Here is a 15,076-nt window from a genome sequence, read left to right on the forward strand (position 1 = left end):
CGTGACTGTCTTTTCACGTTTCTCCCGCGGGGCAGAAGATGCCCTTATCCGCCCCCTCACCAATGATGACCGGGCGGAACTTGAAACCATGATTGCCTCGGACCCGGTGGGCTTTCTCTTTGCCGCAGAACACCTGCATCACTTTGGCCTACCTGCCCCTAGTGCCCTAACCTCGCTCAAAACTCCGCACGGTTTCATGGGAATTTTTGCCCCCCGAGATCTCCCCGGGGAATGGGGAAGCAAGGACGCCCCCGCCAGCTCGAGCGCACACCTTACCGAAACCGTGGGGGAGAGACTACCTGGTCGTGTGCGTTCTGCCCTAGAGGGGCTACTTGCGAAAGCTGCTACCAAAGTGGGCAGTTCAGCTGGAGCCCACTTTGCTGAGGAGGCTACCGCCCCACGCGCTGCCATGCCTGGGCTGGCAGAGACCTTGGCTCCGGCGTCCGCGCCTCTATCGGGGCCTGCCGAACCCCGCTACTGCCTGGTTGGTGCCTTCTGGTTGGGAGCTAACTGCGTACCGCTGACCGTACCCGAGCCCTACCAGCGCCAGGTGGCGGCCTATATTTGGAGGCACAACCGGCGCATTGGCTCTATCTTTGGTCATCGCGAACCGGTCATGGGAATCTGGTTCCACCTGGCTTCCCGTATGCCCACCCCCTTTGACGTGCGAGAAAACCAACCTCTGCTTGAGCTGCCGCCAACAGCAGACCTGAGTGAGCTCGTCCGCGCTCCTCTCACCCGCCCGGCACTGGGCGCCCCCGCCATCACAGAGCCGGTGCGCTGGGCCCGAACCGACGACAGACCCAGCCTGCTGCGGGCGTCCGTCGCTATGTTCACCGAAGAAGTCGGCTACGACCCCATGACGCGTGACCCCGCAGGCTACACCCGCCGTATCGACGAACTCACCCGTACCGGCCGCACCCTGGTGGCCGTCAACAGCGAGAACGTGGTCATTTTTAAAACTGACCTGGGTCTTGCCCACGACTCTACCTGCCAGCTACAGGGGGTATGGCTACACCCTGCCTATCGCGGCCAGCGCCTAGCCCCCGTGCTCCTGGCTCAAGCCTGCCACCTCATTCGCCAGCGCTTTCCCCACCTTTCTCTCTACGTCAATGACTACAACGCCCCCGCCCGCGCCCTCTACGCCGCAACGGGCTGGCAGCAGCACTCAACCTTCGCAACCGTCCTGTTTTAAACAGACATATCCCCCAGTGGGACCACATTTGTCCCCCAAAGGGGCGGTTTTTTACCTGAATGCAAGCTGGTAGTTTTGAGAGTGCACACTTTTTACTCTGCATCGCAGGTCTGAAACCCCACCCACCCTTTTCAGGCGCAGAGCACTTGATCACCACAAACTTTTAGGGAAAGCATTGAAGAGCCTCCGTACACCTCTTGGCGTATCCACTCTCCTCGGTCTCTCACTGACCATGGCGCCCGGCGCCTTCGCCGCAGAAGCCGTGACCGTAGATACCACCACCCCCATCGGCGCATACTGGGAAAAGAACAAGGACGTTCTCGGCGCAGCAACCGGCGAACAGCAGACCTTCGCCAACGGCTCCACCCAGCAGACCTTTGAAAACGGTGTTGTCACCCAGGGCAAGTACGGCGGTGTGCAGGCAGTTACCGGCGCGGCCGGCGAAGCCTTCATGAAGGCCGGTGGTGCTGAGAAGTTCGGCAATGCTGAGTCAGCCCCCTGGAAGCACAGCCACTGTGGCCTGTCCATCACCACCCACGACGGCAAGACCCGCTGGCTCGTTGTGCTGGATGAAAAGACCCAGGCTGGTTCCTACATCAACCTCAACTCTGCTGAGGCCAAGAGCTGGCAGGCAGAGCGTTCCAAGACCCGCGCCTGCTTCACCAACAACGCCGTTGTTGAAACCACCCCCGTCCTGCCTGAGGCCCCGGCAGAACCTGTCGCACCCGAGACACCCGCTGAACCCGAGACCCCGGTTGCCCCTGAGGTCCCTGCTGAGCCTGTAGCTCCTGAGACTCCCGCTGAGCCTGTAGCTCCTGAGACTCCCGCTGAGCCCGAGACCCCGGTTGCACCCGAGACTCCCGCTGAGCCCGTAGCTCCTGAGACTCCCGCTGAGCCCGAGACCCCGGTTGCACCCGAGGTTCCCGCTGAGCCCGTAGCTCCCGAGACTCCTGCCGAACCCGAAACCCCTGCTGAGCCCGAGACCCCCGCAGACACCAACTTCGGCGATGCCGCCAACAAGATTGCTGACGCCCGCGCGGTTGCTGCTGCTAACGGCGTAGCCGTTGCCGAAACCGGCGGTGAACTGACCAAGGCAACCGCTGACCTGGTAACCCAGAACTTCGGTGGCAACGTCTCTGCGATCTACTCCATCGCCCAGGACCGCGCGCTGATGATCAACACCGACGCGCTTGCCTCCTACCTGGCCAACCCCGGCCAGTACGGCATCTACCTCTACCAGAACGAGTACACCAAGCACTGGAAGACCGGTGCCCTCGAACTGCGTGCCCTCTTCTACAACACCACCGCTGAGAACTGCTCAACCCCCGTCACCTGGGATGACCACGGCTACGCCCTGTACTCCACCGGCACCGCGGTAATCTCCCACTACTTCATCCAGTACGACGACTACGGTACCTGCATCAACTGGGACAACCAGACCACCGCCTCTCCCGTCACCTGGGGTGCGGGTCTGATGGACCGCACCGCTACCGGCACCGAGATCGACACCACCTACGACTGGTCAGCTGCTAAGTACATTCCCCTGCAGCAGGTTCTCGAGCTTCGCGTAGACGCCAACAAGGTTGTCTACATCAAGGCTGACGCCCAGGGTAAGCCCCTGGCAGGTGCTAAGCCCGTTGAGTCCTCAGCCCTGACCGAGGCGCTCAACCTCTCCGACCGCGGCCGTTTCTCCTCCTACAACGACTGGGCAGCCGGCGGTAACTGGAACATCTGGAACGAGATGACCATGCTCGGTGCCCCCGTTGCTGAAGCAACCGAAGCAACCGCTAACGGCACCACCATTGTGACCCAGCAGTTCGAAGGCGGCACCCTGGTCTGGACCAAGGGCACCGCTTTCATGAACGCCGAGCTCAACGACCTGGGCCAGGCCAAGCTGGCTTGGTACACCGCCCTGGGTCTCTAAGCCCCTAGGCTGAGCAGATTTTTCTGCGCGGACGCCGGTGCCCACCTACCTGCCCAAGGGCAGGGGAGTGGGGGCCGGCGTCCTCTCTTTAAGGCGGGGTACACACCCCGCCGGTTGGCGGTAAACTGGTAGATAAGTATGCCCACCCCGGCCTGCACGGTCGGTGAACGGGCCCCCGTACGAGAGAAGCGAGAAACCACTTGGTCCAGCGCCTGTCCCACCTGTTCCTGCGCACCCTGCGTGAAGACCCCGTCGACGCCGAAGTCGCAAGCCACAAGCTCCTGGTACGTGCCGGCTACATCCGCCGTGCCGCCCCCGGCGTCTACACCTGGCTGCCTCTGGGCCTGAAGGTGCTGGGCAAGATCGAGAACATCGTGCGCGAAGAAATGAACGCGATCGGTGCCCAGGAAGTTCACTTCCCGGCCTTGCTGCCCCGCGAACCCTACGAAGCGACCAACCGCTGGGAAGAATACGGCGACAACCTCTTCCGCCTGCAGGACCGTAAGGGCGCAGACATGCTGCTGGCTCCCACCCACGAGGAAATGTTCACCCTGCTGGTCAAGGACCTCTACACCTCCTACAAGGACCTGCCGGTTTACCTCTACCAGATTCAGACCAAGTACCGCGATGAAGCCCGCCCCCGCGCCGGCCTGCTGCGCGGCCGCGAGTTCATCATGAAGGACTCCTACTCCTTCAACGTCGATGATGAGGGCCTGGAAGAGGCCTACCAGGCCCACCGTGCCGCCTACATCAAGATTTTTGAGCGCCTGGGTCTTGAGATCGCTATCGTCCAGGCACAGTCGGGTGCTATGGGCGGCTCCCGCTCCGAAGAGTTCCTGCACCCCACCCCGATTGGTGAAGACACCTTCGTGCGCTCCGAGGGCGGCTACGCGGCTAACGTTGAGGCCGTCACCACTGTGGTGCCCGAGCCCGTAGATGCGTCAGCCACCCCCGCTGCCCGCGTTGAGCTGACCCCCGACTCACCGACCATTGAAACCCTAGTTGACCAGTCCAACGCCCTGCACCCGCGCGAGGGTGAGCCCTGGACTGCCGCCGACACCCTGAAGAACGTGGTGCTGGCTGTTATCCTGCCCGACGGCAGCCGTCAGCTGGTTGCCATTGGTGTGCCCGGCGACCGTGCCGTTGACCTGGGCCGCGTCGAGGTCAACGTTGGCGCCCTGCTGGGCGTTGGCGGCGAGGTTGAGGTTGAAGCTGCCAGCGAAGAGGACTTCAAGAAGTTCCCGCAGCTGGTCAAGGGCTACATCGGCCCCGGCCTGACCCTGACCGAGAAGCTCCTAGGCACTGAGTCAGCTACCGGTATTCCCTACTTTGTTGACCCCCGCGTGGTTGAGGGCTCTGCCTGGATTACCGGTGCGAACGAAGATCAGAAGCATGTCTATGACCTGGTGCTGGGTCGCGACTTTGAGGCTGACGGCGTGATCGAGGCCTGCGAGGTGCGCGAGGGCGACCCCGCTCCGGACGGCTCCGGCCCCCTGATTGCAGCCCGCGGCATCGAGATGGGCCACATCTTCGCCCTGGGCCGCAAGTACGCAGAAGCCCTGGGCTTGAAGGTGCTGGACCAGAACGGCAAGCTGCAGACCGTCACTATGGGCTCCTACGGTGTGGGCGTGACCCGCGCCCTGGCCGCCATCGCCGAGGGCAACCACGATGATAAGGGCCTGATCTGGCCCCGTAACCTGGCCCCGGCCGATGTTCACGTGGTGATGACCGGTAAGGGCAGCGAGATCGCTGAGGGCGCAGAAAAGCTGGTTGCTGACCTTGAAGCTGCCGGGCTTGACGTCATGTTCGATGACCGCCCCAAGGTATCTCCCGGTGTGAAGTTCGGCGACGCTGAGCTGCTGGGCGTGCCCACTATCGTGGTGGTCGGCCGCGGCTTTGCCGAGGGCAAGGTTGAAATCAAGGACCGCCGCAGCGGCGAAGCCCGCGAGGTTGCTGTAGCGGACGCCGTGACCGAGCTGCTGGCTGAGATTCAGGGCTAATACCCGCAGTAGGTACCATCTGAGTCAGAAAAGACCACCAACGAGCTGGTCATTTCTGACTTAGATGGTACCTTGTGGTTTAACCGCACTCCCAGGAAAGGCAGAAGCGTGCTCGATACCCTCGGCTTTGACTCTCTCGGCCTTGAGCCGACCACGCTAGTTTTGTTGCTTCTGGCTGCCCTAGCCGCTGGCTGGGTGGACGCCGTAGTCGGCGGCGGTGGCATGATTCAGCTTCCCGCGGTGCTCATGGTCCCGGGGCTCTCGCCCGTGCAAGCCCTGGCTGTCAATAAACTGGGTTCTGTCTTTGGCACCCTCACCAGTGCTGCAACCTACCTGCGGCGCACCCCGGTCAACGTGCGCACGGTGCTGCCAGCGGCGTCCTTGGCCTTTGTGACCAGCATGGGCGGGGCCCTGGTCGCCACAGCCCTTCCCGAAGAGCTCTTTAAGCCCATCATCGTACTGGCGCTGATACTGGTGCTGGTCTACACGGTGTTCAAGCCTTCACTCGGTGAACTGACCCAGCTCAAACACCGGGGGCTCAAGCACCTCATGGTGGGGCTGGGGATTGGCGCAACTATCGGTTTTTATGACGGGCTGCTGGGCCCTGGCACTGGCTCTTTTCTGATGATGGCCATGGTGTCTTTGATGGGTTACAGCTTCTTGCAGGCAACAGCCCAGACCAAGATTATTAATGCCGCTACCAACCTGGGGGCCCTGGTGCTGTTTGCGGTGGCGGGTCAGCAGGTGTGGGCTCTTGGCCTTTTGCTGGGAGCAGCCAACATGGTGGGTGGCTACCTGGGAGCGCGTACGGCGCTGGCCCGGGGGAGCCGCTTTATTCGCTGGATGATGATTGTGGTAGTTAGCGCCCTTATCATCAAGCTGGGCGCCGATATTCTGGGTGCTCTTTAGGCGGCAAGCTGCTGGCTATCGAGGGCCAGAATGAGGGCGAGGGCTTCAATATCGTCTGCTGACGTGGCAAGGGTCTGGTCGGCCAGGGCGGCGCGGGCGTTGGATTCAATAGCCGCGGTGAAGTCGGTGAGCTGCTGGGGGGCGTCCGCTGCTTCGGCGAGGGGGTAGGACGCCGCGGGCGCCTCAAAGGCCCCGTAGCAGGTTAGCACGGGGGCAGCTAGATGCCCCATATCGGTGGTAGCTGTTGCTAGCTGAGCGGCCTGGGTCGCAACGTTAGCGTAGCCCTGCTCGGCACGGGCGGCGTAGACCTCGCTGACGTAGTTGAGCTGATAGATACTCTGCTGCAGGGGCAGTAGGGAGGCAGGCTGTACAACCTGTTCACTGCCTGAACTATCGGGGGCACCGGCAGTAAGCCCCTCATCACCACAGGTGTAGCTACTGATATGTGCTATCTCATCGGTCAGGGCCTCGGGGTAGGCGGCAGTAGTCAGCCCGTCCTGGCGGGCAGCCTGCCACACATCCGCAACGGCTGTGAGAGCCCGAGCCCGATCACCGGCGTCCTGGGTCGCAAAACCTAGCTCCAGCAGGGCCGAAACCGTGCTCTGGAGCTGCTGCTCTACCGGCTCATACTCCGTGACCGTTGCGTCCTGAGCCGCAGGCGCAAGGGACTCAAGGGCAGCCTGCGCCGCCTGACCCAACGCGTCCTGACCCGACTCATCAGCAGCCTGCTGCAGGGCGGTCAGCTGAGCAGCCATGGTGCTCTGATCGCTAAGGTCAGCGCGGATCTGCTCCGCCTGTCGCTGCGAAAACCAGCCCACAGCAAGAAGCACCGCCAGCAGGCCAGCTAATAGAGCGGCCACAAGTACCGGGGTCAGACGAACAGGGCGATTCATAGGCAGCTACCTCTCACAAAAACGGACGGGCAAGAGCCCACCTCCCATTCTGCCAAAAAGTCCCGTAGCCTGCCCGCCCTCAGCGAATTCTCGGCTGACGTACTGGGAGCCGGTGGTAGGCTTGAATGGATTTACCTACCCCTAGACACCAGGAGCTACGCGCGATGGCATCACCCAAAGCCAGTAAAAAGGACGCCCCCAACGCCCGCGAGCGCCGGGCCGCTGCCCGCGCTGAGCAGGGCATCACCAAGAAAGCCCCTGCCGGTAGCTTTGTGAGCGTCGAGGGCGTGCGTGAGGCCGTCACCCGGGTGGTGGAGCAGGAGTTCAAGCTGGTGCTGGAGAAGCTGACCGCTAAGGGCAGTGGCGCTAATCGCACCCTAGAAATCGTGGTGGACTACCCCGAAGACCGTACCGATGCCCTGTCGCTCGATACCATTGCTGAGGTTTCCCAGGCCCTGTCAGCCGCTCTTGACGCTGCTGATGACGGTGAAGTGCCCTACTCTCTTGAGGTGTCATCGCGCGGTGTGACCAGCCCCCTGACCGAAACCCGCCACTGGAAGCGCTCAATCGACCGTCTGATTGAGATTACCGAAGCCGGGGGAGAGAAGTACCTGGCCCGTCTCGACTTCGTTACTGACGAGGGGCCGGTTATTCGCCGCAAGAAGGAAACCAAGAAGGGCCAACCCGAAAGCTACCGCGAGGCCGTCACCCTGCCCTGGGTCACAATTTCTGCTGCAAAGGTTGAAATTGAATTCAACCGCTAGCAAGTAATCGCTAGAATATAAAGACAAGACCACAACTCAATACTTTTGAGGCAGCGCACCGTAGGTGCGCGAACATACACCGCAAGCGGTGCCGGAGCTTTTTGCCCCGGCACCGTGTTACACGGAAGGGCCAACCATGGACATTGATTTGAGCAACCTCCGCCTGCTCGAAAAAGAGCGCGACATCTCAATCGACAACCTAATCCCGATGATTGAGAGCGCCATCCTGCTGGCCTACCAGAAGCAGCCCGGTGCCATCCGTGGCTCACGTGCAGAGCTTGACCGTACCAGCGGTAAGGTCACTATCTGGGCCCCCGAGCTCGATGAGAACGACCAGCAGATCGGTGAGTTCGACGATACTCCCAATAACTTTGGTCGTATCGCGGCTTCTACTGCCCGCCAGGTCATCCAGCAGCGTCTGCGCGATGCCCAGGATTCAGCCGTGCTCGGTGAGTTTAAAGACCGCGAAGGTCAGCTGATTTCAGGCGTTATTCAGCAGGGCCCCAACCCCCGCATGATCCACGTCGACCTCGGCACCCTTGAAGCTGTTCTCCCTACCGCCGAGCAGGTACCCGGTGAGCGCTACGCCCACAACACCCGCATCCGCGCCTACGTACTAGAAGCCAAGCGCGGTCCCAAGGGCCCCTCCATCGTGCTTTCCCGCTCCCACCCCAACCTGGTGCGTCGCCTCTTTGAGCACGAGGTTCCCGAAATCGCCGATGGCTCAGTCGAAATCATGGCTATTGCCCGCGAAGCCGGCCACCGCACCAAGATTGCTGTGCGCGCCACCAAGCCCGGTGTTAACCCCAAGGGCTCGTGCATCGGCGAAATGGGCGCCCGAGTTCGCGCGGTGATGGGTGAGCTCAACAACGAGAAGATTGATATTGTTGACCACTCCGAGAGCCCCGAAGAGTTCATTGCCGCAGCTCTCTCACCGGCTAAGGTCAGCGAAGTTACCGTCACTGAACGTAAGACCTTCTCAGCCCGTGCCATCGTGCCCGATGACCAGCTTTCCCTAGCCATCGGCAAGGAAGGGCAGAACGCCCGTCTGGCCGCTAAGCTTACCGGCTGGCGTATCGACATCATCTCAGCTTCCAAATACGAAGCCGCAATGGCAGCAGCCCGAGCAGCCCAGGAAGAAAGCGCTGAAGAAGCGCCCGAATCTGACGCTGAATAAGAGAGCTGACTAACATATTTGCCGTTAGCCCCCGCAAGGGGGCTAAACTGGTCTATAAGAGGTCACATCACTATAGAGTGCTCATGACTGGTCAGCAGCCAGCCATGCCTGCCAGCTCGCGCTCATGAGCTGGCAGTCAACAGGTCAACAACACGAAGGGAGCGCCCCAGCTGCACACCCCCGTCCGCACCTGCATCGGCTGCCGAACCACAGCACCCGCCCATGACCTCGTCCGTATTGCCCTGACCCAGACTGAACCACCGCGTGCAGTCTTTGACCGGGCCAAAAACCTCCCGGGGCGTGGAGCCTGGCTCCACCACACACCCGAATGCCTTGCCCTTGCGCTTAAGAAAAACGCGCTGGCCAGGGCTTTTAGAACCCGGGTCGAAGCCAAGGAACTGGTGATCCCAGCATAATGGGGCACCGGTTCAACCCCGCTCAAGGGGTGGCGAACCAACAATGTCAACGAGTTTGACGACTTACTGTGTACGAAAGCGAGTCAGAAAACTGATGGAAACCCGATGAGTGCCGCGCAATGAGTACTTTCCTGTGCTCGCCCACCGGCAAAAACCCAGCTGTAACCCAGCTGATACCTCATACAAACTGAAGGTTCGCCCCTGTTCGGTGCGAACCAGAACAGGAGAAAAGTGGCTAAGCCCCGCGTTCACGAGATCGCTAAAGAACTCGGAATCCCCTCAAAAGAAGCTGTCGCAAAGCTTCAGGAACTTGGCGAGTTCGTCAAGGGTGCGTCATCTACCCTTGAACCGCCCGTTGTAAAGAAACTCCGCGCCGCCTTCCCCAAGGCTGCCGCTTCTGCTGAGGCTCCCGCAGCCGAGAAGAAGGACGCCGCAGCCCCCAAGGCAGCAGCTCCCAAGCCCGGTGCATCCGCACCTAAGCCTGGCGCAGGTGCTCCTAAGCCCGGTGCCGCAGCTCCCAAGCCTGCCACCCCGGCAGCTCCTGCTGCCCCCAAGCCCGTAGCAGAGTCCGCCCCCGCCGCTGAGAAGAAGGAAGCCGCCGCTAAGCCCGCTGGCCCCCGCCCCGGCAACAACCCCTTCTCAACCACTCAGGGTATGTCTGCTCCTAAGCCGGCAGCTCCCAAGCCCGCGGCCCCCAAGCCTGCTGGCGCTAAGCCCGGCCCCCGCCCCGGCAACAATCCCTTCGCCCCCTCACAGGGCATGGGTAAGCGCAACGACCGCAATGACCGCGGCGAGCGTTCAGGCGGTCCCCGCCCCGCAGGTGGCCGTAATGCCCGCGGTAATAACCCCGGCGGCCCCCGTCCTGCCGGTGCAGGTGCCGGTGGCCCCCGCCCCGCAGGCGGACGCAACAACGCACCTCGCCCCGCAGGCGCTGGTGCTGGCGGCCCCCGTCCTGCTGGCGGCGCACCTCGCCCCGCACCTGCAGGTGGCGGCAACCGTCCCTCACCCAACATGATGCCCACCAAGATGAGCGGTAATGTCGGTGCCCGTGGCGGTGCCGGTGCTCCTGCTGGTGGCGGCCCCCGTCGTGGCTCAGGTGGTCCCGGCGGCGGTAACGGTGGCGGCGGCTTCAACCGCGGCCCCGGTCGCGGTGGCCCCGGCGGCGGTCGCGGCAACGCCCAGGGCGCCTTTGGTCGCGGTGGCGGCAAAAAGAAGAAGGGCAAGACTAAGTCAGCTCTGCGTCGTGAAGAGCAGCTGCGTCAGCCTACCATCGGTGGCGTAGCCGTACCCCATGGCGACGGTACCACCGAGATTCGTATGCGTCGCGGTGCCTCACTGATGGACTTCGCCGAGAAGATTGGCGCAAACGCCGCTGCCCTGGTGACCGTTCTGATTCACCTGGGTGAAATGGCGACCCAGACCCAGTCCCTCGACGAGGAGACCTTCGAGCTGCTCGGTGCCGAACTTGGCTACGTCGTCAAGATTGTCTCCCCCGAGGACGAAGAGCGCGAACTGCTCGAATCCTTCGACATCAACCTGGCTGCCGAAGCCGAGGCTGAGGACGACGAAGTACTTGAAGTACGCCCGCCCGTTGTCACCGTCATGGGTCACGTTGACCACGGTAAGACCCGCCTGCTCGATGCCATCCGCAACACCAACGTTATTGACGGTGAAGCCGGCGGCATTACCCAGCACATCGGTGCTTACCAGATCCACACCGAGGTCGATGGCGAAGAGCGCTACCTGACCTTCATCGACACCCCCGGTCACGAGGCCTTCACCGCCATGCGTGCCCGCGGTGCCAAGGTTACCGACATCGCGATCCTGGTTGTCGCAGCGGACGACGGCGTTATGCCCCAGACCGTTGAAGCCCTCAACCACGCCCAGGCCGCAGGCGTACCGATCGTTGTTGCCGTCAACAAGATCGATAAGGAAGGCGCTAACCCCGACAAGATCCGCGGTCAGCTCACCGAATACGGCCTGGTACCCGAAGAATACGGTGGCGACACCATGTTCGTAGAGGTCTCAGCCCGCCAGGGTAAGAACATCGACGAACTGCTCGCAGCCGTCACCCTGACCGCCGACGGCGCCCTCGAACTGAAGGCTAACCCCAACAAGGAAGCCCGCGGCGTAGCCATCGAAGCTAACCTCGATAAGGGCCGCGGTGCCGTCACCACCGTCCTCGTCCAGTCAGGTACCCTGCGCGTCGGCGACGCCATCGTCGCAGGCTCCGCCTACGGCCGCGTCCGCGCCATGTTCGACGAAAACGGCAACAACGTCGAAGAAGCCGGCCCCTCACGCCCCGTGCAGGTACTCGGCCTCAACACCGTGCCCCGCGCAGGCGACACCTTCCTCTCCACCGAAGAAGAACGTACCGCCCGCCAGATCGCCGAAAAGCGTGAAGCAGCCGACCGCAACGCCCAGCTGGCCAAGCGTCGCAAGCGCGTCACCCTCGAATCCTTCGACGCCGCAGTGGCAGAAGGCAAGATGGACACCCTCAACCTCATCATCAAGGGCGACGTTTCCGGTGCTGTTGAAGCCCTGGAAGAATCCCTCATGAAGATCGAGGTAGGCGGCGACGAAGTTCAGCTGCGCGTCATCCACCGCGGCGTAGGTGCTATCACCCAGAACGACGTCAACCTGGCAACCGTCGATAACGCAATCATCATCGGCTTCAACGTCCGCCCCGCCGAACGCGTGGCAGAACTAGCCGACCGTGAAGGCGTAGAAATGAAGTTCTACTCCGTCATCTACCGCGCTATCGAAGAAGTCGAAGCAGCCGTCAAGGGCATGCTCAAGCCCGAATACGAAGAAGTCGAACTCGGCTCCGCCGAAATCCGCGAAGTCTTCCGCTCCTCTAAGTGGGGCAACATCGCAGGCTCCATCGTCAAGACCGGCATCATCAAGCGCAACTCCAAGGCCCGCCTGGTACGCGACGGTGCAGTTGTCGCCGACAACCTCACCATCGAATCCCTGCGCCGCTTCAAGGACGACGCCACCGAAGTCCGCGAAGGCTACGAGTGTGGTATCGGCCTGGGCTCCTTCAATGACATCAAGGAAGGCGATGTCATTGAAACCTGGGAGATGCAGGAAAAGCCCCGCGTCTAGGCTTCTACCTGGTTGATATTAAGGACGTCGGCGGGCGGGGCGCCCCGCCCCGCCGGCATCCCTTAACGCCAGACCCGGCCAGCCGGCTCTGGGGTATTCAGCCCCGTAGACCTACTGGGTAAGCAACCTAGCTCTTCAAAAGCACCCTAGGATTCGCGCCAGCCGCCGAGCCAGCAGCTTCGCCGCGAACCCTAGGGTGCCTTTACACTTAAACATAGAAACCTCTCTAGAGAAGGAGAACATCATGGCAGATCCGGCACGCGCCGCCCGCCTAGCCGACCGCATCAAGGTCATCGTTGCCCAGGCCCTCGAACGCCGCATCAAAGACCCCCGCCTCGGCTTTATCACCGTCACCGACGCCCGCGTCACCAACGACCTCCAGCACGCCACCATCTACTACACCGTCTTCGGCTCCGAAGAAGAACAGGCATCCACCAAGGCTGCCCTCGACTCAGCCAAGGGCATCCTGCGCTCAGAGGTCGGCAAGAACATCACCGCGCGCCTGACCCCCACCCTCACCTTCGTCCCCGACGAAGTACCCGTCAATGCAGCCCACATCGAAGACCTGCTGCGCAAGACCAAGGAACGCGACGCTGAACTGGCTGCCGCCCGCGAAGGTGCCGAATACGCCGGTGGCGAGGACGCCTACAAGAGCACCGAAACCGAGGAAGACGAAGCCTAAACCGTGGCCAAGAAAGCACCCACCGGGCCCTCGGGCCTCATCGTCGTTGACAAACCCGCCGGACTCACCAGCCACGACGTGGTCTCCAAAATGCGGTGGATCGCCGGCACCCGCAAAGTCGGGCACGCCGGCACCCTCGACCCCATGGCCACGGGGGTGCTCATCCTTGGCGTCAACAAGGCAACCCGCCTGCTCACCTGGGTCGTAGGAGAAACCAAGACCTACACCGCCACCATCCGCCTCGGCGTCTCAACCCTCACCGACGACGCGGACGGCGAAGCCACCGCCGTCGCTCACGACGGCGCGCTGGATAGTATCAGCGAGGACGCCATCAGGCAGCACATTGCCACCCTCACCGGCGACATCATGCAGGTACCCTCCGCCGTCTCGGCCATTAAAGTCAACGGGGTACGCTCCTACGCCCGCGTACGCTCAGGAGAAGAAGTCGAACTCGAAGCCCGGCCCATCACCGTGCACTCCTTCGACCTACACAAGGCTCGACCCGCCACCGCCACCTACCAGCTGAGCGACGAAGAGGTGAACACCAGCGTCCTCGACCTCGACGTCACCGTCGTTTGCTCAGCAGGCACTTACATCCGCGCCCTAGCCCGCGACCTCGGGGCAGCACTAGGAACCGGCGCCCACCTAACCGCCCTGCGCCGCACCGCCATCGGCGAAATCCACGCCGACGACGCCCACACCCTCGACGAACTCATCGCCGGGCGAGAAGCAGAACAGGCAGCCCCCCTGCTACCCATCGAAGAAGCAGCCCGCCGCCTCTTTGCCGTCCGCAACCTCACCGCAGCCGAAGCCACCGACCTCGCCAACGGCCGCCGCATCACCCCCACCGAAGGCAGCCCCGCCACCACCGCCCCCAAAACCGGCTCCACCGGCGGGCACGACAAACCCACCACCACCGGCCTCACCGCCGCCTTCGCCCCCAACGGCACCCTCGTCGCCATCATCGAAAACACCCGCTTCCGCCGCGAAAACGTAGCCGCCCCCGTGCTCGTCTTCGAAGCCGGAACAAGCTTCAAGGAAAACTAACCCGTCATGATGATCGCCGGACTCGACCTCTGGTTCTGGGCCATAACCGCGCTCGGCCTAGCCTCCTTCCTCATCTGCCTCACCCGCTTCCTGCGCGGAGCAGCCCCCGACGACTGGTCCCAAGGCTCCGTTATTCTCCTTGAAGCCTTCCTCATCGTCTACCTGGTCGGCTCCATCATCATGCAGGTCACAACGGACGGCCCCAGCGGTGACTGGCTCGAATACTACGGTTACCTACTCACCGCCATGATTATCCCCGTCGGCACCTTCATCTGGTCACTCTCCGAACGAACCCGCTGGTCAACCCTGGTGCTAGGGCTAACCGGGCCGGTGCTGATTATCATGGTGCACCGCATGAACATGCTCTGGTACTACTATTAGGTCGATGCGCTGGAGAATGACAGAATGAGCGCAGGGCGTGAGCTCTCGCCGGCTCAAGAGCAGCACCAACATTGCATGGGAGATGGAAGAAGACAATGAATCAAACACAGAACAAAGCCTCCGCTACAAAAAATAGCGGCTTTGGCCGCCTGCTCGTCGTCATCTACGGCGTCTTTACCCTGTCGGCGGGGGCCCGGGCCCTCTACCAGGTCATCCGCAAGTTCGATGAAGCCCCGCTATCTATCAGTCTCTCAGCACTCTCAGCCCTCATCTACCTGGTTGCCACCATCGCTTTGGCTAAGAAGGGGGAGGGGGCCTGGAAAATCTCTCTGGCCGCCGTCAGCATCGAAATGGCCGGGGTGCTCCTCATCGGCATCTTCTCCTATCTGCAACCCCAGCACTTTGAGCTAGCCTCTGTCTGGTCCCACTTCGGTTCCGGCTACGGCTACATCCCCCTGATCCTGCCCATAGTAGGCCTCTGGTGGCTCAACAAAACCCGCCCCAGCCACACCCGCTAACCACCGGCGTCCGCCTGCCCTCAGCAGAAGCCCCCAAATACGCGTAGTATAGACACGAAGCA

At 62.3% G+C, this 15,076-nt stretch carries 13 protein-coding genes; 12 read left to right on the forward strand and 1 reads right to left on the reverse strand.

The genetic code is table 11. The annotated features are described in order from the left end of the window. The first annotated feature begins 1 nt into the window (after window position 1). From L6963_RS04860 to L6963_RS04875, 4 genes are all read left to right on the forward strand, one after another. Window positions 2–1,195 (forward strand): GNAT family N-acetyltransferase, encoded by a 1,194-nt coding sequence (locus L6963_RS04860; protein ID WP_237206772.1) that lies wholly within the window; start codon window positions 2–4, stop codon window positions 1,193–1,195. A 175-nt stretch (window positions 1,196–1,370) separates the two neighbouring features. Next, window positions 1,371–3,119: a hypothetical protein gene (locus tag L6963_RS04865; protein WP_237206773.1), complete on the forward strand. Its 1,749-nt coding sequence runs from the start codon at window positions 1,371–1,373 to the stop codon at window positions 3,117–3,119. A gap of 200 nt (window positions 3,120–3,319) precedes the next feature. Next, window positions 3,320–5,119 carry a proline--tRNA ligase gene (locus L6963_RS04870; RefSeq protein ID WP_237206774.1) on the forward strand — a complete coding sequence of 600 codons (1,800 nt, stop codon included), beginning with the start codon at window positions 3,320–3,322 and terminating at the stop codon, window positions 5,117–5,119. Window positions 5,120–5,227: 108 nt separating this feature from the next. Continuing rightward, complete coding sequence (locus L6963_RS04875; protein ID WP_237206775.1) at window positions 5,228–6,028, forward strand: TSUP family transporter; 801 nt, start codon at window positions 5,228–5,230, stop codon at window positions 6,026–6,028. Here L6963_RS04875 and L6963_RS04880 read toward each other — a convergent pair. Then, complete coding sequence (locus tag L6963_RS04880; RefSeq protein ID WP_237206776.1) at window positions 6,025–6,921, reverse strand: hypothetical protein; 897 nt, start codon at window positions 6,919–6,921, stop codon at window positions 6,025–6,027. The genes L6963_RS04875 and L6963_RS04880 overlap by 4 nt on opposite strands. Before the next feature lie 164 nt (window positions 6,922–7,085). Between L6963_RS04880 and rimP the strand changes: the two genes are divergently transcribed. The 8 genes from rimP (at window position 7,086) to L6963_RS04920 (ending at window position 15,014) form a co-directional block, all read left to right on the forward strand. Continuing rightward, the gene (gene rimP, locus L6963_RS04885) at window positions 7,086–7,685 is read left to right on the forward strand and encodes a ribosome maturation factor RimP (protein ID WP_237206777.1); all 600 of its coding nucleotides are present in this window, start codon (window positions 7,086–7,088) and stop codon (window positions 7,683–7,685) included. Between the two features lie 136 nt (window positions 7,686–7,821). After that, window positions 7,822–8,862 carry a transcription termination factor NusA gene (nusA, locus tag L6963_RS04890; protein WP_237206778.1) on the forward strand — a complete coding sequence of 347 codons (1,041 nt, stop codon included), beginning with the start codon at window positions 7,822–7,824 and terminating at the stop codon, window positions 8,860–8,862. Between the two features lie 194 nt (window positions 8,863–9,056). Then, the gene (locus tag L6963_RS04895; protein WP_272878936.1) at window positions 9,057–9,278 is read left to right on the forward strand and encodes a YlxR family protein; all 222 of its coding nucleotides are present in this window, start codon (window positions 9,057–9,059) and stop codon (window positions 9,276–9,278) included. Window positions 9,279–9,509: 231 nt separating this feature from the next. Beyond that, window positions 9,510–12,386, forward strand: coding sequence for a translation initiation factor IF-2 (gene infB, locus L6963_RS04900; RefSeq protein WP_237197264.1), 2,877 nt, complete (start codon window positions 9,510–9,512; stop codon window positions 12,384–12,386). Between the two features lie 244 nt (window positions 12,387–12,630). Continuing rightward, the gene (gene rbfA / locus L6963_RS04905; protein ID WP_237197262.1) at window positions 12,631–13,068 is read left to right on the forward strand and encodes a 30S ribosome-binding factor RbfA; all 438 of its coding nucleotides are present in this window, start codon (window positions 12,631–12,633) and stop codon (window positions 13,066–13,068) included. Between the two features lie 3 nt (window positions 13,069–13,071). Then, the gene (gene truB / locus L6963_RS04910; protein WP_237197260.1) at window positions 13,072–14,115 is read left to right on the forward strand and encodes a tRNA pseudouridine(55) synthase TruB; all 1,044 of its coding nucleotides are present in this window, start codon (window positions 13,072–13,074) and stop codon (window positions 14,113–14,115) included. Between the two features lie 6 nt (window positions 14,116–14,121). Next, on the forward strand, window positions 14,122–14,496 hold the full coding sequence (locus L6963_RS04915; protein WP_237197258.1) for a hypothetical protein: 375 nt from the start codon (window positions 14,122–14,124) through the stop codon (window positions 14,494–14,496). A gap of 95 nt (window positions 14,497–14,591) precedes the next feature. After that, the gene (locus L6963_RS04920) at window positions 14,592–15,014 is read left to right on the forward strand and encodes a hypothetical protein (protein WP_237197257.1); all 423 of its coding nucleotides are present in this window, start codon (window positions 14,592–14,594) and stop codon (window positions 15,012–15,014) included. Window positions 15,015–15,076: the final 62 nt, after the last annotated feature.

The sequence above is a fragment of the Rothia nasimurium genome, assembly GCF_928392795.1.
Classification (GTDB): Bacteria; Actinomycetota; Actinomycetes; order Actinomycetales; family Micrococcaceae; genus Rothia; species Rothia nasimurium_F.

Coding starts and splice junctions, on each gene's coding strand:
- L6963_RS04880 (WP_237206776.1), bottom strand. CDS start 6,921: ATGAATCGCCCTGTTCGTCTGACCCCGGTACTTGTGGCCGCTCTATTA.
- rimP (WP_237206777.1), top strand. CDS start 7,086: ATGGCATCACCCAAAGCCAGTAAAAAGGACGCCCCCAACGCCCGCGAG.
- nusA (WP_237206778.1), top strand. CDS start 7,822: ATGGACATTGATTTGAGCAACCTCCGCCTGCTCGAAAAAGAGCGCGAC.
- rbfA (WP_237197262.1), top strand. CDS start 12,631: ATGGCAGATCCGGCACGCGCCGCCCGCCTAGCCGACCGCATCAAGGTC.
- L6963_RS04915 (WP_237197258.1), top strand. CDS start 14,122: ATGATGATCGCCGGACTCGACCTCTGGTTCTGGGCCATAACCGCGCTC.
- L6963_RS04920 (WP_237197257.1), top strand. CDS start 14,592: ATGAATCAAACACAGAACAAAGCCTCCGCTACAAAAAATAGCGGCTTT.